The 19,821-nt window shown below is 68.6% G+C and carries 15 protein-coding genes; 3 read left to right on the forward strand and 12 right to left on the reverse strand.

The window, feature by feature from the left end:
- Nucleotides 1-47: 47 nt before the first annotated feature.
- The 9 genes from ACLNGM_RS18830 to ACLNGM_RS18870 form a co-directional block, all read right to left on the reverse strand.
- Nucleotides 48-902 carry a 3'-5' exonuclease gene (locus tag ACLNGM_RS18830; protein ID WP_416356113.1) on the reverse strand — a complete coding sequence of 285 codons (855 nt, stop codon included), beginning with the start codon at nt 900-902 and terminating at the stop codon, nt 48-50.
- Nucleotides 903-934: 32 nt separating this feature from the next.
- Nucleotides 935-3,421 (reverse strand): NAD-dependent DNA ligase LigA, encoded by a 2,487-nt coding sequence (ligA, locus tag ACLNGM_RS18835; RefSeq protein ID WP_416356114.1) that lies wholly within the window; start codon nt 3,419-3,421, stop codon nt 935-937.
- Between the two features lie 88 nt (nt 3,422-3,509).
- A complete protein-coding gene (gene recN, locus ACLNGM_RS18840; RefSeq protein WP_294642392.1) occupies nt 3,510-5,183 on the reverse strand; it encodes a DNA repair protein RecN in 1,674 nt (557 codons plus the stop codon).
- A gap of 162 nt (nt 5,184-5,345) precedes the next feature.
- A complete protein-coding gene (locus tag ACLNGM_RS18845) occupies nt 5,346-6,281 on the reverse strand; it encodes an outer membrane protein assembly factor BamD (protein ID WP_090958436.1) in 936 nt (311 codons plus the stop codon).
- 226 nt (nt 6,282-6,507) lie between these two features.
- A complete protein-coding gene (gene lpxC / locus ACLNGM_RS18850; RefSeq protein WP_416356115.1) occupies nt 6,508-7,449 on the reverse strand; it encodes a UDP-3-O-acyl-N-acetylglucosamine deacetylase in 942 nt (313 codons plus the stop codon).
- 296 nt (nt 7,450-7,745) lie between these two features.
- Nucleotides 7,746-9,329: a cell division protein FtsZ gene (ftsZ, locus tag ACLNGM_RS18855; protein WP_416356116.1), complete on the reverse strand. Its 1,584-nt coding sequence runs from the start codon at nt 9,327-9,329 to the stop codon at nt 7,746-7,748.
- Between the two features lie 115 nt (nt 9,330-9,444).
- Complete coding sequence (gene ftsA / locus ACLNGM_RS18860; RefSeq protein ID WP_416356117.1) at nt 9,445-10,773, reverse strand: cell division protein FtsA; 1,329 nt, start codon at nt 10,771-10,773, stop codon at nt 9,445-9,447.
- Nucleotides 10,770-11,669, reverse strand: a complete 900-nt coding sequence (locus ACLNGM_RS18865; protein WP_416356118.1) for a cell division protein FtsQ/DivIB — start codon at nt 11,667-11,669, stop codon at nt 10,770-10,772. Before ACLNGM_RS18865 ends, ftsA begins: the two co-directional genes overlap by 4 nt.
- Nucleotides 11,657-12,580 (reverse strand): D-alanine--D-alanine ligase, encoded by a 924-nt coding sequence (locus ACLNGM_RS18870; RefSeq protein WP_090959122.1) that lies wholly within the window; start codon nt 12,578-12,580, stop codon nt 11,657-11,659. Before ACLNGM_RS18870 ends, ACLNGM_RS18865 begins: the two co-directional genes overlap by 13 nt.
- 274 nt (nt 12,581-12,854) lie before the next feature.
- Between ACLNGM_RS18870 and ACLNGM_RS18875 the strand changes: the two genes are divergently transcribed.
- Nucleotides 12,855-13,355 carry a molybdopterin-dependent oxidoreductase gene (locus tag ACLNGM_RS18875; RefSeq protein WP_416356119.1) on the forward strand — a complete coding sequence of 167 codons (501 nt, stop codon included), beginning with the start codon at nt 12,855-12,857 and terminating at the stop codon, nt 13,353-13,355.
- Entirely contained in the window at nt 13,352-15,262 is a 1,911-nt protein-coding gene (locus tag ACLNGM_RS18880; RefSeq protein WP_416356120.1) for a putative bifunctional diguanylate cyclase/phosphodiesterase, read from the forward strand. Before ACLNGM_RS18875 ends, ACLNGM_RS18880 begins: the two co-directional genes overlap by 4 nt.
- Before the next feature lie 10 nt (nt 15,263-15,272).
- Here ACLNGM_RS18880 and ACLNGM_RS18885 read toward each other — a convergent pair whose 3' ends face one another.
- Complete coding sequence (locus tag ACLNGM_RS18885) at nt 15,273-16,181, reverse strand: cation diffusion facilitator family transporter (RefSeq protein WP_416356121.1); 909 nt, start codon at nt 16,179-16,181, stop codon at nt 15,273-15,275.
- Nucleotides 16,182-16,335: 154 nt separating this feature from the next.
- Between ACLNGM_RS18885 and ACLNGM_RS18890 the strand changes: the two genes are divergently transcribed.
- The gene (locus ACLNGM_RS18890) at nt 16,336-17,451 is read left to right on the forward strand and encodes a metallophosphoesterase family protein (protein ID WP_416356122.1); all 1,116 of its coding nucleotides are present in this window, start codon (nt 16,336-16,338) and stop codon (nt 17,449-17,451) included.
- 9 nt (nt 17,452-17,460) lie between these two features.
- On the opposite strand, the gene murB is transcribed toward ACLNGM_RS18890, so the two are convergent.
- Together murB and murC are read right to left on the reverse strand one after the other, a co-directional pair.
- Nucleotides 17,461-18,408, reverse strand: coding sequence for a UDP-N-acetylmuramate dehydrogenase (murB, locus tag ACLNGM_RS18895; protein WP_416356123.1), 948 nt, complete (start codon nt 18,406-18,408; stop codon nt 17,461-17,463).
- On the reverse strand, nt 18,405-19,817 hold the full coding sequence (gene murC, locus ACLNGM_RS18900; RefSeq protein WP_090958464.1) for a UDP-N-acetylmuramate--L-alanine ligase: 1,413 nt from the start codon (nt 19,815-19,817) through the stop codon (nt 18,405-18,407). Before murC ends, murB begins: the two co-directional genes overlap by 4 nt.
- Between the last annotated feature and the right edge of the window lie 4 nt (nt 19,818-19,821).

A 19,821-nucleotide genomic window follows, 5' to 3' on the forward strand; every position in this document is an offset into this window, starting at 1 on the left:
GTCGGTTCATCGGAACCGGCGGGCTTTTGGTTTGGGTGGGCGTTCGGTCAGGCGGCGCGCATCGGCGAAGAGAGGACGGCCGCCAGCACCCGCTCGATGTCCGGCGTCAGCCCGACCACGGCGGAGAGATCGCCGAGCCGCAATGCGGCGCGGTGCTTGCAGTCGGCGTGAAAGCGCGAGGCCGGACAGGTGCAGGCAAGGCGCAGCTGTCCTCGTGCGTTCGGTATCGCTTCGATCTCGTAAGGGGTGCCGCGGCTTCCGGCGACGCGGAAGCGAAGCTGGCCAGGCGTCGTCACGCCACGTGCCGCCATGGCCCGCGCAGCGACCCCGCCCTTGCGCGGCGCCGCATCGGCCGTCACTGTGCGCGCGAGACCCATCGTGGCGGCAAGGTGTTTCACGTCCACCGCGCCAGCCTCGCGAACGCCCTCCAGCGCGATCGCCGCGCAGGCAAAGGCGTCCTCCCCCGCATCGTGGTGCCGGAACCCGATGCCGAACTTCGTCGCCAGCGCCGAGAGCTTGCGGCTCGGCTCGTCCGGCCAGAGCCGGCGCGCCATCGAGACGGTGCAGAACGAGCGGAATGCCGGCAGGCCAAGCCCGAACCGCGCGGCCGAACGCTTCAGGACGTTCATGTCGAACGAGGCGTTGTGCGCCAGCACCAGCGCGCCGTCGAAGACGTCGGAGATTTCGTCCCACACGTCAGCGAAGCTCGGCGCGTCCATCACGTCCTCCGGCCGGATGCCGTGGACGCGGATGTTGCCCCAGTCGAAGCGCATCTCCGGCGGCCGGATCAGCGTGTGGAACCGCCTCGTGATCCGGTCGCCTTCCACGAAGGCGAGGCCGATCGCGCAGGCGCTGTCGGGGCTCTGGTTGGCGGTCTCGAAATCGAGGGCGACGACGGTCATGGCATTCCGGGCGGATGGGATGCCCGGTTGAATCAGGCTTCCCCGATCAGCGCAAGCCAGTCGTCCTCGGAGATCACCTTGACGCCATGCTTCTGGGCGTCGGTCAGTTTGGAGCCGGCACCGGGTCCGGCGACCACGAGGTCGGTTTTCTTCGACACCGATCCGGACACCTTCGCCCCCAGCGCTTCCGCCCGATCCTTGGCCTCGGAGCGCGTCATCTTCTCCAGGGTGCCGGTGAAGACCACCGTCTTGCCGTTGACGGGCGAGGACGCCGGCGGCGAAGCTGCCCGCTCGTTGGTGGTCGAAACGCTGGCCTTCAGCAGCGCCCCGACCGCCTCGCGGTTGTGCAGCTCGGCGAAGAAGTGGATCAACGACAGCGTCGCGACCGTGCCGATGTCGCTGTCGCGCGTGAGCCGGAGGAACGCCTCGCCCGGACCGCCCGCCTTGGCGCGGCGAAGGGCCTCGACGAACCCGTCGCCCTCCTCGCCGTAGCGCTCGCGCAGGACCACGCGCTGGTTCGCCTTGAGACCCAGATCCGCGTCGCGCAGCGGCTTCCAGTCGGGGTCGGCGAGCTTGGCGTCGTCCACCGCCATCAGGCGTTCGAACGTCGTCCCGCCGATGGTGCGCAGCGCGCTGAGCTCGGCCCAATCCTCGCCCGGTTGCCCATCGCGCGCAGCATCGATGCCCGCGACCAGCGTGGGCACGTCGTCGAAATGCCGTGCCAGCGCCTTGGCGGAGCTTTCCCCGATCTCGGGGATGCCGAGCGCGAAGATGAAGCGGTCGAGCGACACGGTCTTGCGGGCCTCGATGGCCGACAGGAGGTTGTCGATCGCCTTCGAGGTCTCCGCCTTCTTCGCGGGCTTGGCCGGCTCGGCCTTTCCCTCGGCCTGTCGGCGAGCCTCGGACAGCGCCCGTCGCCGCGCCTCGATCGCCTCGCGCAGCGGCTCGAACTCGAGGCGGAAGATGTCGGCCGGCTGGCGCAGGAGGCCGGCGTCGAACAGCTCCTCGACGAAGGTCTCGCCCAGGCCCTCGATGTCGAAGGCGTTGCGCGAGACGAAGTGCTTCAGCCCCTCTTTGGCCTGCGCGGGACACGTCATCGCCGCCGTGCAGCGGCGCACGGAGTCCAGCCGCCCGGTGCGCGGGTTGATCTCGCGCTCGGCCTTCGAGCCACAGACCGGGCAATGGTCGGGATAGCGGAAGGGCTGTGCATCCGCTGGCCGCTTCTCGATCACGACGTCGACCACCTGCGGGATCACGTCGCCCGCGCGCTGGATCACCACCGTGTCGCCGATGCGCACGTCGCGCCCGCCGCGGATCGGCTGGCCGTCGGCATCACGCCCGGCGACGTAATCCTCGTTGTGCAGCGTGACGTTGGAGACGACGACGCCGCCGACCGTCACCGGCGTCAGCTTGGCGAGCGGGGCGAGCTTGCCGGTGCGCCCGACATTGATGACGATCTCCTCGACCGTCGTCGTCGCCTGCTCGGCCGAGAACTTGTGCGCGATGGCCCAGCGCGGCGCGCGCGAGACGAAGCCGAGCTCGCGCTGCTGGTCGAGATCGTCCACCTTGTAGACGACGCCGTCGATGTCGTAGCCGAGCCCTGCGCGCGCCGCTTCGATGCGGCGATAGTGCTCGATGAGGCCGTCCACCGTGTCGAGCCGCCGCATGAGCGGCTCGCTCTGCCCGAACTGCGGCACGGTGTTGGTCTGGAAACCCATGTCCTGCAGCGCCGCGACGACGGCGCTCTGCGTCTCGCCCGGCAGTTCGCTCGTCTCGCCCCACGCATAGGCGAAAAAGCGCAGCGGGCGCGATTTCGTGACCTTGGCGTCCTTCTGGCGCAGCGAACCGGCAGCAGCGTTGCGGGGGTTGGCGAACTGCCGTGCGGCCTTCGCCCCCTCCCCCTCGCCCGCTTCGGCGACGAGCCGGGCGTTGAGGGCGGCAAAGTCGGCATGGGTCATGTAGACCTCGCCCCGCACCTCGAAGACGTCCGGCGCAAAGCCCTTCAGCCGATCCGGAATGTCGTCCAGCGTGCGCGCGTTGGCGGTCACGTCCTCGCCCACCTGCCCGTCGCCGCGCGTTGCGGCCGAAACGAGCCGACCCATCTCGTAGCGCAGCGATAGCGACAGTCCGTCGATCTTCGGCTCGGCCGTGATGGCGAGCCTTGCGTCGTCGCCGAGCCCCAGGAACCGCCGAACGCGCCGCGCGAAATCGGCGACGTCCTCGTCGGAAAAGGCGTTGTCGAGCGAGAGCATCGGCACGGCGTGCCGGATCTTGGCGAACTTCGCCGAGGGCGCGGCGCCGACTTTTTGCGAGGGTGAGTCGCTGCGCACGAGATCGGGGAAACGCGCCTCGAGCGCCGCGTTGCGCTTGCGCAGCGCGTCGTACTCGGCGTCGGTGACGGTCGGTGCGTCGTCCTCGTAGTAGCGCCGGTCGTGCTCGGCCATCTCCAGCGCCAGCCGCTCGAGCTCGGCTGCGGCCTCGTCGGGGGTCATCGCATCGAGGGGGGGATGGTCGGACATGGGCTGGCTCGACTGAAACGGGGACGCTGAGGCGGGTACACCGATTCTGGGGCAGTCCGCGCGAAAATCCCGTATCTGCAGCCGGCTGTCAGCCGGGGTGGCCGATCAGCCGCGCGGCCGCCGCTCGGGCCTCGTCGGTCACGATATCGCCGGCAAGCATCCGCGCGATCTCCTCGCGACGGGCGGATACGTCGATCGTCGCGACACGCGTCGACAGGCGCTCGTCGCCGGGCACGGTCTCCGCCTTCGAGATCAGGAGATGCGTCGTCGCCCGCGCCGCGACCTGGGGCGCATGCGTCACCGACAGGACCTGCACGCGCGAGGCCAGGCGCGCGAGGCGCCGACCGATCGCATCCGCCACCGCGCCGCCGACGCCGGTGTCGATCTCGTCGAAGACGAGCGTGGGTGCCGAGCCGCGATCGGCGAGCACGACCTTCAGGGCGAGAAGGAAGCGCGACAGCTCGCCGCCGGAGGCGACCTTCATCATGGGACCGGCACGTGTGCCCGGGTTCGTACGCACCCAGAACTCGGCCGTGTCGATACCGGCGCCGGTGCGGGCCGAGGGGTCGGTCGCGATCTCGACGATGAAGGCGGCGCGTTCCAGCTTCATGTCTGGCAACTCGCCCATCACGGCCTCTTCCAGATGCCGCTTGGTCTCGTGCCGCTTCACCGAAAGATCGGCCGCGAGGCGGTCGAAGGTGTCGCGACGGGCGACGACGTCGGCTTCCAGATGGCCGAGCCGCTCTTCGCCGGCATCGAGCTCGGCAAGGTCGCCCACCATCTTCGCCGTCAGGTCGGCGAGATCGTCCACCGGCACGTTGTACTTGCGGCCTGCCGCGCGCAGCGCGAACAGGCGCTCCTCGCATTTCTCCAGCGCGCGCGGATCAAACTCCAGGGTGCGCAGCGCCCCCTGCAGGCTCATCTGCGCATCCGACAGTGCGTCGAGCCCGGCCTCCAGCCGCTCGATCGCCTCGTCGAGCAGGCCCGGCAGTTCGTCCTTCTTGCGATCGAGCCGCCGCAGGAGGCTGCCAAGGCCCGGGATCGGCGACGCAGGACCCGACAGTTCCTCGTGCGCGTCGTTGACGTCGGTCGCGATCTTCTCGGAGCGCATCATTCGCTGGCGCTCCTCGGCCAGCTGCTCCTCCTCGCCGGCGATCGGCGCCAGTTCGGACAGTTCCTCGACCGAAGCGCGGAGGTAGTCGGCCTCGCGAGCCGCCGCCTCGACGCGGGCGCGATGGCGGTTGAGTTCGCCTTCGGCCTTGCGCCAGTCGTCGAAGGCGCGCGCCACCGCCATCGCCTCCAGCGTGAGGCCGCCGTATTCGTCGAGGAGCAGCCGGTGCGCCTCGGGGTCGACCAGCGCGCGGTCGTCGTGCTGGCCGTGGATCTCGACCAGCGTCGCGCCCACCTCCTTCATCAGCCCGACGCTCGACGGACGGTCGTTGATGAAGACGCGCGTACGACCGTCGGCGCTCTGGACACGGCGCAGAATCAGGTCGCCGTCGTCGTCGAAGCCGTTGTCGGTGAGAAGCCGCCGTGCCGGATGGGCCGCCGGCAGGTCGAAGACGGCCGAGACCTCACCCTGTTTCGAGCCGTGGCGCACCAGCCCGCCGTCGCCGCGCCCGCCGAGCGCGAGCGACAGGGCGTCGAGCAGGATCGACTTGCCGGCGCCGGTCTCGCCGGTGAGCACCGACAGACCGTCGTTCAACGCGAGGTCGAGCCGGTCGATGAGGACGATGTCGCGGATCGAAAGGTGAACAAGCATGCGCGAGAAGGGCTAGACCGGCTGAGGAAGAATGGCAATCGGCAGCGCCGAAGATATGGATGCGAGCCGGTGAAGAGAAGGGCGGGCGACCCACGTGGCAGGCGTCGGAAACGAAGAAAGGCCGGGCAAAGCCGGCCTTTTCCTATGTCTTTCGTCCTGCGATCAGCCGCGTGCGGGCGGCGCCAGCACCGTGGCATCGGCCTGCGCCCGCGTCGCCGTCGGCGATCGGTCCGCGCCGGTGATAAGCCGTGTGGCATTCGAGAACCAGGACGTTCCGCTGCCGCTGCGGGGCTGCAGGCCGTTGCTCTGAAGGAGCGCGTAGGAGTCGCGATACCACTCCGACTCCGGGAAGTTCTGGCCGAGCACTGACGCGGAAGCCTGCGCTTCCTGGGTGAGGCCCATCGCGTAGTAGGTTTCGGTGAGGCGCGCGAGCGCTTCCTCGACGTGACGCGTGCCCGGATAGGTGTCCACGACGTTCTTGAAGCGGTTGATCGCGGCGATGTACTCGCGGCGCTCCTGATAGTACCGCCCAACCTGCATTTCCTTGCCGGCGAGCTGGTCACGCGCGATGCGCAGCTTGGTGCGGGCGTCCTCGGCATATTCGGAGTCGGGATAGCGGTCGACGACCTCCTGCATCGCCTGCACGGCGCGCGCGGTGTCGGTCTGGTCGCGCGTCACGTCCGGCATCTGGCGATAGTAGGACAGGCCGATGATGTACTGCGCGTAGGCCGCGTCCTCCGAACCCGGATAGAGCGACAGGTAGCGGCGCGCCGAGGCGACCGCCTCGTCATAGTCGCCAGTGCGGTAGCTGGCGAAGGCGCGCATCACGAGCGCCTTACGGGCGAATTCGGAATAGGGATGCTGGCGGTCGATCGCCTCGAACTTCGCAGCGGCTTCCTTCAGCCGGCCGTTCTCGAGATTGGCGAGGCCCTGGTTGTAGAGTGCGTCGGCCGGCTCGGTCTGCGAGGCGAGCGCGAGGGCGTCGATATCGGTGTCCTTCGAGGACATGCACCCCGAGAGAAGAAGGCCCGACGCGGCGACGGCCAGTGCCATCGGCACGACCGGAAAGCGGCCGGACAGCGGCATCTTGATTCCCATCGAACTGGTTCCCCCTGGCTTCCCCGGACCGGCATGAACGGACCGGGCGGGACATCTTCCTAGCCAACGTCCCGCATCGCGACAACGCTTCACGACAGGCCAAGGCGCCTTTTTTAAGACTTTCGGGATGTTTGGGACGTTTCGGCCGTCCATTCGGGCTGGGCTCGCGATGGAGCCGCCCTCACCCGGCGGCCGCCACGGGCCGCACGGGTCGAAACCGCCCCGATCAGAGAACCTGTGGACCCATCGCCGGCACGGCGATCGCCGCCATGCCCGCCTGACGCAGCGGCTCGGCGCGGCGTCCACTGCCCTCGACGAAGGCATGGGCCGAAGGATCGGCCAGAAGCGCCTGGAGCGCCATGGCGTTGAGGCGGTGGCCGCCCTTGTATGAGCGGTAGCAGCCGAGGACGCGTGCTCCGGCCAGCGCCTGATCGCCCACGGCGTCGAGCGTCTTGTGACGGACGAACTCGTCGGGGTAGCGCAGACCGGCCGGGTTGATCACCCGGTCGTCGTCGCCGATCACGACGGAGTTCTCGAGCGAGGAGCCGAGCGCGTGGCCCGACGCCCAGAGACGCTCGACGTCCTTCATGAAGCCGAAGGTGCGGGCGCGGGCGAGTTCGTCGCGGAAGAGGCTCGGGCTGAGGTCGGCGCAGAAACGCTGACGTCCGATCGCGGCGGTGGCGAAGTCGATCTCGACCTCGAACCGCGTACCTTCGTGCGGGTGGTATTCGGCAAAGCCACCGTTCAGCTCGACGCGGACGGACTTCAGGACCTTGATGAAGCGGCGCGGCGTGCGCTGGGCGACCAGCCCGGCCGCCTCGATGGCGCGCACGAACATGTCCGAGCCGCCGTCCATGATCGGGATCTCGTTGCCGTCGATCTGGACCACGACATTGTCGACGTCCATGGCGTAGAGCGCGGCCATGATGTGTTCGATCGTCGCCACATGCGCGCCACGACGATCGCCCACGATCGTCGAAAGGTCGGTGGAGGTCACATTGCCGGAGACGGCGCGGATTTCGTGAACGAGGCCGGACGCCTCGAAGACGTGGAACACGATGCCGGTGTCGGGCTCGGCCGGGTGCAGGGACAGTTCAACCAGCGTACCGCTGTGAACGCCCACGCCCTCGAAACCGATGCGCGCTCCGATCGTGTGCTGACTGACCACGTGTTACTCTTCCTTATGCCGGCCTGCCGCGCGCCAGATGATCGCGTCGGCGGCAGGAAAACTCTTCCCGGCTTCCGGAAGATCCCGCATGGGAACCCGTAGGCGAACGCGAAGTGTCTGAAACTGTCACAAAATTTAGGTCTGGGACGAATTGAGGCCAAATCACGCTTTCTTACCCGATGTTACCGGAAAGCGTCTTAAAGTTTCATTTAGCATAGCGAAATCAGGGCGTTAACGGAAACGGCCCGCCTTCTTGCGAAGGCGGGCCGCACCAAACCGCGGTGAGTTTGTGACCGTCAGTTCGACTGGCGGCGCAGGAACGCCGGGATTTCCAGCTGGTCTTCCTCGCTCGGCTGGCGAACCTGGCTCTGCGGACGGGCTGCAGAGTCGGCCGCCTGGCGGCGCGGCGCATAGGGGCTGGCCTCGGCCGGACGGCGCGGCGCGACGGGGCGGACGGGGTCGGCAAGCACCGCCTCGTCTTCCTCGCGGCGCGACAGTCCGGTCGTCAGGCGACGCAGGAGGCCCATGGGGCCGCGCTCGTCGCCCGAGACGTCCACAGCGCCGGCACGACGCTCGATCTCCGCCTGCACCACCGGCGGGAAGTCCTCGACGCGGGGCATGCGGGCCTGCGCGGGCTGCTGCACGGGCTGGCGCGGCGCCGGGGCGCGCGGGGCGACCTGGGCGATCTCGGCCTCGAGAGCGGCGGTGAAGTCGTCCTCGATGTCGGCCATCGCCGGGGCCGGCTGGTAGGCGACGGGCGCCGCGACCGGCGCCTGAGCGACCGGCGCGGGGGCCTGCACCATCGGGGCGGGCTGGGCGACCTGCACCGGAGCCGGGGCCGGCTGGAAGGCCGGGCGGGCGGCGAGCGCGGCGGCGGCGCGTGCCTCGGCGGCGTGGCCGTAGACCTCCATCGCAGCCTTGTCGATGCCGGTGGCGACGACCGACACGCGGATCACACCTTCCAGGCTCTCGTCGAAGGTCGCGCCGAGGATGATGTTGGCATCCTGGTCGACTTCCTCGCGGATGCGGGTCGCAGCCTCGTCCACCTCGAAGAGCGTGAGGTCACGCCCGCCGGTGATGGAGATGAGGAGGCCCTTGGCGCCCTTCATCGAGGTCTCGTCGAGGAGCGGATTGGCGATCGCGGCCTCGGCGGCGGCCATCGCACGGCCCTCGCCGGACGCCTCGCCGGTGCCCATCATCGCCTTGCCCATCTCGCGCATCACCGAACGCACGTCGGCGAAGTCGAGGTTGATCAGGCCTTCCTTGACCATCAGGTCGGTGATGCAGGCGACGCCCGAGTAGAGCACCTGGTCGGCCATGCCGAAGGCATCGGCGAAGGTGGTCTTGTCGTTGGCGATACGGAAGAGGTTCTGGTTCGGAATTACGATCAGCGTATCGACGTTCTTCTGCAGCTCCTCGATGCCCTGCTCGGCAATGCGCAGGCGGCGCTGCCCCTCGAAGTGGAACGGCTTGGTGACGACGCCGACCGTCAGGATGCCCTTCTCGCGCGCCGCACGGGCGACGACCGGGGCCGCGCCGGTGCCGGTGCCGCCGCCCATGCCGGCGGTGACGAAGCACATGTGCGAACCGAGGAGGTGATCGCAGATCTCGTCGAGCGACTCTTCGGCGGCCGCGCGGCCGACCTCGGGCTGCGAACCGGCGCCCAGACCCTCGGTGACGGCGACGCCCATCTGGATCACCCGCTCGGCGCGCGAGGAGCGGAGCGCCTGCGCATCGGTGTTGGCGATCACGAACTCGACGCCCTCAAGACCGGCGTTGATCATGTTGTTGACGGCGTTGCAGCCGCCGCCGCCCACACCGAACACGGTGATCCGCGGCTTCAGCTCGGTGATGTCCGGCTTCTGAAGGGTGATGCTCATCGTGGTTTCCCTTTGTGTCTGGGCCGGTTCGCCGCGCGGCCTGGGGTCTCAAGAACCAGTGCGCGGCGCGCACCGATGGGGTATTCGGATGGACGAGCTTCGCACGCGAAGCTTGTCAGAAACTCTGCCGGAGCCACGAACCGAAACGGCCGACGCGCGTGCGCGGGTCGAGCGCGAAGTCGATCATCGACTGCTCGGGCACGTGCTCCATCGCCGCGACCTGCGGGTAGATCAGCAATCCGACCGCCGTCGCGAAGGCCGGGCTCTTGTTGGAGGCCGACAGACCCGCGACGCCGACCGGGCGGCCGAGGCGCACGTTCCGGTTCAGGAGCGTGCGACCGGCTTCCGAGAGGCCCGCAAGCTGCGAGGCGCCGCCCGTCAGCACCACGCGCTTGCCGATGACGTGGCCGAGGTTCGACGCCGCCAGACGGTCGCGGATCAGCTCCAGCGTCTCCTCGACGCGCGGGCGGATGATGCGGGCGATCAGGGAGCGCGAGACCTGAACGGGCTGCTCGTGCGCCTCGTCGCCGAGCGGGGCGACCGACACCGTCTCGCCGTCGGCCATCAGGCTCGGCAGGGCATTGCCGTGCATGACCTTCAGCCGCTCGGCCTGCTCGGGCCGGATCGACAGGCCTCGCGCGAGGTCCATCGTGATGTGGTGTCCACCGAGCGCCACGGCGTCGGCATAGGCGAAGTGGCCGTTCTGGAAGATCGAGATCGTGGTCGAGCCCGCGCCCATGTCGATGCAGGCGGAGCCCATCAGCGCCTCGTCGTCGACCAACGTCGACAGGCCGCTCGCGTAAGGGGTCGCGACGAAGGCCTCGACCACGAGATGCGCGCGGTTGATCGCGGCCTCGAGGTTGCGCAGCGGGGTCTCCTCCGCCGACAGGATGTGCAGATCGGCACCGAGCTCCGTGCCCGTCATGCCGACCGGGTTCTCCAGGCTCCCCTCGCCGTCCAGCGACAGGTCGAACGGCACCCGGTGCAGCGCGACGCGCCCCTCGCGAAGCGGCAGGCGCGCGGCCTGGTTGAGAACACGCTTGAGGTCGAGCTCGCCGACCTCGCCGCTCTCGATCTCGACGCGCGCGGCGCCGCGCAGGCTCTTCTGGCGGCCCGCGCAGACCGACACGATCAGCGACTCGATGGTCAGCCCGGCCATGCGCTCGGCGGCGTCGACGCAGAAGCGGATCGACTTCTCCGCCGCCTCGAGGTCGACCACCACGCCGGACTTCACGCCGCGCGAGCGCTGGTGGCCGATGCCGATGACCTCGACCACGTGCGTGCGGCCCGGCAGGACCTCGCTTTCCGGGCGCGGCTTCAGCTTGGCGATCAGGCAGGTGACCTTGGAGGAGCCGACGTCGAGCACCGAGATGGTGCGGACGCGCTTGTCCGAAGGCTTCTTGATCCGGGGCAGTTCGTCGGTCGTCTTGGAGAAGAAGCTCATACCGGCTTTTCCTTCTGAGCCTGCTTCCAAAGCTTGTCGCGCTCTTTGAGAACCTTGTCCCAGCGCTCCTTGGCGGCGGGGGTGAGCTTGACGACCATCCGGTCGGCCAGCCGCATGTCGACGGAGACGATGTCGCGGGCGAGCAGACCCTCGTTGCGGTCGACGCGCATCACGGTCGCGGCCGCCTCGATCGGATCGAGTTCGGGCAGGCGGATCACGACGCCGTTGTCGAGGCGCAGATCCCAGCGCCGGTCGCCGACGCGCACATAGGCCTTGATTCGCTGGTCGAGCTCGGGGACAAGCGCCATCTTGTCGAGAATGTCGGCCGCCTCGCGCGCCGCGCCCGGACCCACCACGAACGGCAGGTCGGTGAATCGCGTCGTCGCATAGGGCACGATCTCGCGGCCGTCGTGGTCAACGATCCAGAGATCCTTGTCGCGCTGCCAGAGGGCGAAGGGCTTCTTCTCGACCAGCGCGATCTTCACGCGGTTCGGATATTCCTTCTCGATCGTCGCGCTCTCGATCCAGGGCATCGCCTCGATCGCCTCGCGCGCGGCGGTTACGTCAAGCGCCGGAAGCGTCTGCGCGCCGGCCATCCAGAGCGTCTGGAGGACGTCGATCTCGCTTGTCTCCGAGTAGCCCGTCACGTCCACCGTATCGATCGACAGGCCGAGCGGCTCGGCCACGGCATCGATGACGGCCGTCGTATGGCTGCCGAGAACCATGCCGTAGATCGCGGTCGAGCCGAGGAGGCCGGCGGCGATCGTGCGGAAGCGCGGCAGCGGCAGGTCGCGCGCGTTCTTGATCCAGACCACGGTCTTGCGGCCGAGGCGTTGGAGGCGCAGCACGACGGGGCTGACGCGCTGGAACATCGGGGCGTCGTTCAGCGACCGCATGAGGCGTCCCTCACCATCCACGAGAGCAGCTCGCCGAACGAGTGGCCGGCGACCTTCGCGATGTCGGGCACCAGCGAGGTCGGCGTCATGCCGGGCTGGGTGTTGACCTCGAGCCAGACCAGTTCGCCCTTCTCGCCGAAGCGGTCGTCGTAGCGGAAGTCGGAGCGCGACACGCCGCGGCACCCGACGGCGCGGTGGGCGGCGAGCGCCGCCTCCTGCACGCGCTTGGCGATGGCGGGCGGGATCTGTGCCGGGATCACATGCTGCGAGCCGCCGGGCAGATACTTCGAGTCGTAGTCGTAGAAGGCATGGCCTTCCGTCGTGATCTCGCAGACCGGCAGCGCCACGTCGCCCATGACGGCGCAGGTCAGCTCGCGACCGGGCACGAAGCGTTCGACCATGACCTCCTCGCCGAAGGTCCAATCGGCGCCGTGCAACTGCTGAGGCGGATGCTCCTGGTCGGCGCGCACGATGAGGACGCCGAAGGACGAGCCCTCCGCGATCGGCTTCACCACGTAGGGCGGCGCCATGACGTGGGACTTCGCGACCGCACGGCGGTCGAGGATCTTGTGGTCGGCCACCGGGACGCCGGCGGCCTTGGCGATCGTCTTGGCCTTCACCTTGTTCATGGCAAGCGCCGAGGCGAGGACGCCCGAATGCGTGTAGGGGATCTGCAGGAACTCGAGGATGCCCTGGATCGTCCCGTCCTCGCCGAATGGGCCGTGCAGCGCATTGAAGGCGACGTCGGGCGCGAGGTCTTTCAGCACTGCGGCCACGTCGCGGCCGACATCGACGCGCGTGACGCGGAAGCCCTCGGCTTCCAGCGCGTCGGCACAGGCCTTGCCCGACGACAGGCTCACCGGCCTTTCGGACGAGAAGCCACCGAACAGCACTGCGACATGCGAGGTCATCGACCGGGATTCCATGCATTGAAGGTCAGGAACCATTCATCGCCTGCAGATGGTTAAGCGGTGGTTAACCGAGTGCGGCGGAAGCAAGAAAATCGTAAGGCCGTTTGGAGAGGGGTCGTTAAGGGTTGCGTCCGCCATCGGACGGTCGGAAGCGGCGACAGATGCCGCAGCGATATCTTCTATGTTGCGGCGCGAAACATTCCTGTCGAAAACTCACGTCTTCTTCAGAACCCGGCGATAACGTGCGGCCATCCCCCAAGGGAAAGGCCGAATCGTGAACCGCAGAACTCTTCTGACTGGGATGGGCGCGCTTGCGCTCGCAATGCGGTTCGTTCCCGCCTCGGCCGCCGAGCCGATCCTCACGCTTCGTGGCGCGTTCGCCCGTGCGGGGGCCGACGGGACGGCGAGTTTCAGCCTTGCGGATCTCGACGCCCTGCCACAGACGACGTTCCGCACCACGACGCCGTGGCACAGCGGCCCGGTGGAATTCTCCGGCGTCTCCGTCGCCGACTTCCTCGCGGCGATGGGCGTGCCGCCGACCGAAGGCTCGATGCAGCTGATCGCCCTCAACGACTACGTCGTCGATACGAAGGCGAGCGATCTCACCTCGGGCGAAGCCCTACTTGCCACCCGCATGAACGGTCAGCCCATGGCCGTGACGGACAAGGGCCCGGTCTTCGTCGTCTTCCCCTTCGACAGCCGGACGGAACTCCAGCACCAGTCCTACTACAGCCGCGCCGTCTGGCAGCTCGCCGAGATCGACCTCGCCCCATGAGCGCAGTCGGCGGCCCGCGGCCCTTCACGTTGAGCGTCCGCAAGGTCAGCTATGGCCTGACCTGCGTCACGGCGGTGCTGGCGCTGCTCGTCGTCGTGTCGTCGATCCTCGTGGTGCGCTACCAGCGCCAGATCAGCGAGGCGTCGCAATACAACGTCACGTTCGACTACTCGCAGACCGCCGCCGAGATCCTGCGCCTCCAGGTCGCCCTCAAGGATGTGATCGGCGGCGCAGACCCGGCGCAGATCAAGCTTCGGCACGACATTCTGGTGAACCGGCTGGGGATCATCCGCGACAACGCCTTCGCCACGCGCCATCAGCTGACCGAAACCGGGGACCGCCTCGCCGAGGCGCTGCGGCAGCTCGAGCCCCTCCTCGCTGATCCGTCTGATACCGCGCGTCTCGAAATGGCCTACGACCTCCTCGGGCCCCTCACGACGCCCATCCTGCGGCTGGCCTCGCGCGCCCATGGCGAGGCGGGCGACATCGTTCTCGGCAACCAGACGACGCTGCGCCGGATCATGGCGATCGTCACCGCCGTCACGATCGTCCTCGTCCTCGTCGGCATGGTGCTGGTCGGCTTCGTGCTCCACCAGAACCGGCGGCTCGACAGCATCTCGCGCACCGATGGGCTCACGGGCCTCGCCAACCGCCTCGCCTTCGACGCCGACCTGCGCAAGGTCGACGGCAAGCCAGCCGCCGTCGTCCTCGTCGACGTCGATCATTTCAAGACCATCAACGACACGCTCGGCCATAGTGTCGGCGATGGCGTGATCGTCGAACTCGCATCGCGGCTGCGCACTGCGGGAGCCGACGCGGACACGATCGCCCGGATCGGCGGCGACGAGTTCGCCATCGTCTTCTCGGGCGAGGCGGCCGAGGCGCGGAGCCTCACCTGCGCCGACGCGGTGCTCCGCAGCATGGACGAGCCCTGCCGCGTCGCCGGCACCGAGGTGCAGGCCAATGTGACGATCGGCATCGGTGCGCAGGAGGCGAGCCAAGGCGCCGTGCTCCTGAACGACGCCGACATCGCGCTCTACGCCGCCAAGGGCGAAGGCCGTGGTCGCTATCTGCGCTTCCGGCCCGAGATGAAGCAGGCCTTCCTGCGCGAGCAGGCAATCGAGGATGCGCTGCGGCGCGCGCCCTCGGCCGGCGACTTCTCGCTCGTCTACCAGCCGATCGTCGACCTGTCCGACGACCGAACCGTCGGCTTCGAGGCGCTCCTGCGCTGGCAGCATCCTGAACTCGGGTCGATCTCGCCGACGGAGTTCATTCCGATCGCTGAGCGAAGCGGCCAGATCGAGGCGATCGGGCGCTGGGTGATCGAGGAGGCGTGCCGCGAGGCGAGCCGCTGGCCGTCCCACCTCTATGTCGCCGTCAACGTGTCCGCGCGGCAGCTTCTCGACCAGAGCTTCATCGCCCAGTCGCGCGCGGCGCTGGAGGATAACGGTCTCGCGCCTGGCCGTCTCGAGATCGAGATCACGGAAAGCACGCTGATCGTCGACGACGCGACCGTCTTGGAACTCGTGCACCAGTTGCGCGCGCTCGGCTGCCGCGTCTCGCTCGACGACTTCGGCACCGGCTACGCCTCGCTGAGCTATCTCCAGCGTTTTCCCTTCGACAAGATCAAGATCGACCAATGCTTCCTGCGCGGCGAAGGCGTCGGCGTCGGCGGGCACGCGATCATCGCCACCGTCTGCTCGCTCGCGGACGTCCTGAACCTTCGCATCGTCACCGAAGGCATCGAAACGGCGGACGAGTTGGCGACCGTTCGAAGCGCGGGCAGCCATTACGGGCAGGGCTACCACTTCGATCGGCCGCTCCGCCCGGACGACGTCCTGAAACGCATCGCGCGCGAAAGCCTCGACCGGGCTCCCTACGTCGCCGCCAACGCATCGGCCGCCTGAACGTCCGGCGTCAGTCCACCCATTTCGGGTCGGCCGTGAAGGCCACCGTCAGCCAGCGATCGCGCGGATCGCCGCCGATCGCGTGCGCGATCTCCTCGCGCACGCGGTCGAAGTCGGCGAGCGACTGGCGGGGGTGGTCGTGCGGCACCACGAAATGGAACTCCAGCGTGCGCGATCGCCCGACCTTGGCGACATAGGTGCGCACCTCGCGGAAGCCGTGACGCGCGACGATATCGGCGGCGACAGCACGAGCCTTGGCGTCGAGCTCCGGCGGGGCCACGAGGAAGATGTCCTTCAGGGCATCGAACACGGTGCGCAGCGGCACCGGAATGAGGCAGAGCGTCAGGATCGCAAGGACGGCAGGATCGACATACGGGGTCCAGCCCTCGTAGGCGCTGCCCTGCAGGAGCGCGGCGATCACGAAGGCGACGAGAAGCGCTGCCGTGATGAGCCCCGCCATCGCCCAGCCCTTCACGTCAAGAGCCAGAAGCTCGGACTCGATCTCGCGGTTCTGACGACGCCCGATCAGGAACATCGCGAGGCAGATCGCCACGATCACGGCGGCATAGGCGATCGCCCAGCCGAATTCGAGCGGCCGACCGCCGGACATCAGCGTGCCCACGGCGTTGACGAACGCGTAGAGCGACAGGAGCGACAGGAGCCCCCCGTTGAACAGGAGAACGATCGGCTCAAGATGCCAGAAGCCGAGCTGGAACCGGCCGCTCGTCTGCCGGGCGATGAGGCGCGAGACGAGAAGCGCCATGCCGGTCATCGAGGCGTCGACCACCGAGAACATGCCGTCGAAGGCGATCGACAGGGAACCCGACAGGACGCCGAACACGACGCCCGACGCCCCGACCACGAGGGTTGCGGCGATCGATCGCTTCAGGGCGGCTTGTTCTCGCGTCGCGGCTGTCATTGTCACTCTTAAATCACGGATCGGCGGATCACCGCTCCCCTATCGCTTGAACGTCCCCAACAACAGGTCGCGATGCTCTCCCGCCGGAACCTAACGCAGCGTCAGCTGTTCGGCAGCCGGGCGCGATCACGCGTTGGTGAAACGGGAAACGGCAATGATCACCTGGCTTCAGTTCGGCGACCTGCATGTCTGCGAGCAGGACGGCTGGGCAAGCCTCGACGTGTTCCGGCAGCTCGTTGGATCCGCCCGCGACCATCTCGTCGGACAGGTCGATCTGGCGGTGCTGCCGGGCGACAACGCCAACCATGCGACCGACGAGCAGTTCGAGCGGATCGCCGAAGCCGTCGCACCGCTTGGCATTCCGCTGCACGCGATCCCCGGCGATCATGATTTCGAGGCCGGCAACCTCGACGGCTTCTATCGCCATCTCGCGCGCCAACCCCTCCCCTACGCGATCACCGCCGGCGAGACGCGCGTCCTCTTTCTCGACATCGTCTCGGCAGGAAGCGGCGGCCCGGACTTCCGCCTCGGCCCGAAGCAGACCCTCTGGCTGCGCCGCGAACTCGACGCCGCCGACGCGGCAGGACACGCTGCCGTCGTCTTCATGCACGCCTATCCCGGCGACCTGCATGCCGGCACCGAGGAGGTCGCCTCGCTCCTCGCATCCGGGAACGTGCGCTTCGTCGGCACCGGCCACACGCACTACAACGAACTCCTCAACGACGGTCGCGTCGTCTACGCTGCGACGCGGTCCACCGGCGAGATCGAGGAGGCCGGCGGTCCCGGCTTCTCGATCGGGGCGCTGGATGGCGACGCGGTCAGCTGGCGCTTCAAGCCGCTCGACGCACCCTGGCCCTTCGTGCTGGTCACCTCGCCCTCCGATCTTCGGCTGATGACGGATCCGCAGTCCCGCGACCAGGTGCCGGAGGGCGAGTTCACGATCCGCGCCCGCGTGTTCGGCGCCGACATCGCGTCCGTGTCGGCGCGCCTCGGCGATCGGGAGATCACGCTGCGGCGCGAGGGCGCCGCTTGGATCGCGCCGTCAGGCCCGGTCGAGCCGGGGCTGCACCGCCTGAGCGTCACCGCGCGATCTTCGAGCGGCACCGAAGACACCGATCACGTCGCGATCCTGGTCCGCCCGCCGCGCGAGCGACCGCGTCGGGGCGATGCCTTCGCGCTCGGTCGCGACATCCATTCGGTCGGTCCGTGGCCGGGCCGCGGCATTCCTGGCGGCCAGCTCGGGCCCAACAAGAACGGGCTGAAATGGTAGGCTCGGCCTCTACGGGCTAAAGGGCCGAACCTCGGCGCCTTCGGCGAAGCGGCCGAGGCGCTTGATCTCCCATTCGAGGAGAATGCCGCTTGTGGCGTAGACGCGCTCGCGCACCGTCTCGCCGAGAAGCTCGAGATCGTGGCCGGTGGCGTCGCCGACGTTCAGCATGAAGTTGCAGTGGAGCGCCGATATCTCGGCGCCGCCGATGCGAAGGCCGCGACAGCCCGCGCGGTCGACCTCCTTCCAGGCCGAGGTGCCCGGCGGGTTCTTGAAGGTCGAGCCGCCCGTCTTCTCGCGCACCGGCTGCACGGTCTCGCGATGATGCTGCACCTCGTCCATCGCGCGGCGGATTTCGTCCCGGGGGCTCTCTGGCCCCTCGAAGATCGCTGACACGAAGATGAGGTCCTCGGGCGCGTCGGCATGGCGATAGGAGAAGCCCATCTCGGACTTCGTCAGCACATGCACCTGGCCCTGCCGGTCGAGCGCGCGCGCCTCCACGAGCCGGTCGGCCGTCTCGACCCCGTTGGCGCCGCCGTTCATGCGGATCGCGCCACCGACGGAGCCTGGAATGCCGTGCAGGAAGTGGAAGCCGCCGAGCCCCGCTTCGCGCGCCACGGCCGCCACGCGCTTGTCGCTCGCCGCCGCACCCGCCCGGATGCGTCCCTCGCCGATCGCCTCGACCTCGCCGAAGCCCTTGGCCGGCAGGCGCAGCACGACGCCGCCGATACCGCCGTCACGGATCAGGAGGTTGGAGCCGATGCCGACGACGGTCAGCGGCACCACGGCCGGCAGCGCCGCGAGGAACGCCGCGAGATCCGCCTCGTCGGCGGGCTGGAACATCAGGTCCGCCGGTCCGCCGGTGCGGAACCAGGTGATCTTGGAGAGGTCCGCATCGGCCTGCAGCTTGCCGCGCAGGCCGAGGGCGGGATCGGACAACGCAGCGAGAAGCTCGCTCAAGCCCCCCGCCCCAGCGCCTCGAGTTCCTTCGGCAGCGCGTAGGCCCAGGCCGTGATGTTGCCGGCGCCGAGGCACACGACCATGTCGCCGGCCTCCGCCACGCGATGGACGAGCGGCGCAAGTTCCGCCGGACCGTCGATCAGCCGCGCGTCGCGATGGCCGCCGAGGCGCAGGCGCTCGGCCAGCATCACGGAATCGACGCCGTCGATCGGCTCCTCGCCGGCCGAATAGACCGGCGCGAGGATCACCGTGTCGGCGTCGTTGAAGCAGGCGGCGAAATCGGCGAACAGCGACTGGAGGCGGGTGTAGCGGTGCGGCTGCACCACTGCGACGACGCGGCCGGTCGCGGCCGAGCGGGCGGCCGACAGCACGGCGCGAATCTCGACCGGGTGGTGGCCGTAGTCGTCGTAGACGTCGATGCCGAGCGCGGTTCCCGTATGGGTGAAGCGCCGCTTGACGCCGCCGAAGCTGCCGAGCCCCTTGCGGATCGCCTCCTCGCCGATGCCGATGCGATGGGCGACCGCGACGGCCGCCGTCGCGTTCGACACGTTGTGCCGGCCGGGCATCGGCAGAACGAGGTCCTTCATCGCCGTGGTCGCGCCGGTGATGCGATCGCGGATCGTCACGTCGAAGGTCGAGCGCGGCCCTTCGGCGCGCACGTTCTGGAAGCGCGCGTCGGCCTGGAGGTTCTCGCCGTACGTGATGATGCGGCGGTCCTCGATCTCGGAGACCAGCGTCTGCACCTCCGGATGGTCGAGGCACATGACGGCGAAGCCGTAGAAAGGAACGTTCTCGACGAAGGCGCGGAAGGCCGCGCGCACCTTGTCGAAGGTGCCGTAGTGGTCGAGGTGCTCGGGATCGATGTTGGTGACGACCGCGACGTCGGCGGGCAGCTTCAGGAAGGTGCCGTCGCTCTCGTCGGCCTCGACCACCATCCACTCGCCCTCGCCCATGCGGGCGTTGGTGCCGTAGGCGTTGATGATGCCGCCGTTGACGACGGTCGGATCCATGCCGCCGGCATCCAGCAGCGTCGCCACCATCGAAGTCGTCGTGGTCTTGCCGTGCGTGCCGCCGATCGCGATCGCCTGCCGGAAGCGCATGAGCTCGGCCAGCATCTCGGCGCGGCGCACGATCGGAAGCAGTCGCTCGCGCGCGGCCGACAGCTCGGGGTTCGAGCGCTTGATCGCGGTCGAGACGACCACGACCTCGGCAAGCCCGAGGTTCTCGGCGGCGTGGCCGACATGGACCGTGACGCCTTTCTCGCGTAGGCGCTGTACGTTGGCGTTCTCTGAGGCGTCGGAGCCCTGCACGGTGTAGCCGAGGTTGACCAGCACCTCGGCGATGCCGCTCATGCCGATGCCGCCGATGCCGATGAAATGCACCGGGCCGATATTGGGCGGCATCTTCATGGCC

Source organism: Aureimonas phyllosphaerae (assembly GCF_047943035.1).
GTDB lineage: Bacteria > Pseudomonadota > Alphaproteobacteria > Rhizobiales > Rhizobiaceae > Aureimonas > Aureimonas phyllosphaerae.

Coding starts and splice junctions, on each gene's coding strand:
- ACLNGM_RS18880 (WP_416356120.1), top strand. CDS start 13,352: ATGAGCGCAGTCGGCGGCCCGCGGCCCTTCACGTTGAGCGTCCGCAAG.
- ACLNGM_RS18885 (WP_416356121.1), bottom strand. CDS start 16,181: ATGACAGCCGCGACGCGAGAACAAGCCGCCCTGAAGCGATCGATCGCC.
- ftsA (WP_416356117.1), bottom strand. CDS start 10,773: ATGAGCTTCTTCTCCAAGACGACCGACGAACTGCCCCGGATCAAGAAG.
- ligA (WP_416356114.1), bottom strand. CDS start 3,421: ATGTCCGACCATCCCCCCCTCGATGCGATGACCCCCGACGAGGCCGCA.
- ACLNGM_RS18865 (WP_416356118.1), bottom strand. CDS start 11,669: ATGCGGTCGCTGAACGACGCCCCGATGTTCCAGCGCGTCAGCCCCGTC.
- ACLNGM_RS18890 (WP_416356122.1), top strand. CDS start 16,336: ATGATCACCTGGCTTCAGTTCGGCGACCTGCATGTCTGCGAGCAGGAC.
- ACLNGM_RS18870 (WP_090959122.1), bottom strand. CDS start 12,580: ATGACCTCGCATGTCGCAGTGCTGTTCGGTGGCTTCTCGTCCGAAAGG.
- recN (WP_294642392.1), bottom strand. CDS start 5,183: ATGCTTGTTCACCTTTCGATCCGCGACATCGTCCTCATCGACCGGCTC.
- ACLNGM_RS18830 (WP_416356113.1), bottom strand. CDS start 902: ATGACCGTCGTCGCCCTCGATTTCGAGACCGCCAACCAGAGCCCCGAC.
- ACLNGM_RS18845 (WP_090958436.1), bottom strand. CDS start 6,281: ATGGGAATCAAGATGCCGCTGTCCGGCCGCTTTCCGGTCGTGCCGATG.
- murC (WP_090958464.1), bottom strand. CDS start 19,817: ATGAAGATGCCGCCCAATATCGGCCCGGTGCATTTCATCGGCATCGGC.
- ftsZ (WP_416356116.1), bottom strand. CDS start 9,329: ATGAGCATCACCCTTCAGAAGCCGGACATCACCGAGCTGAAGCCGCGG.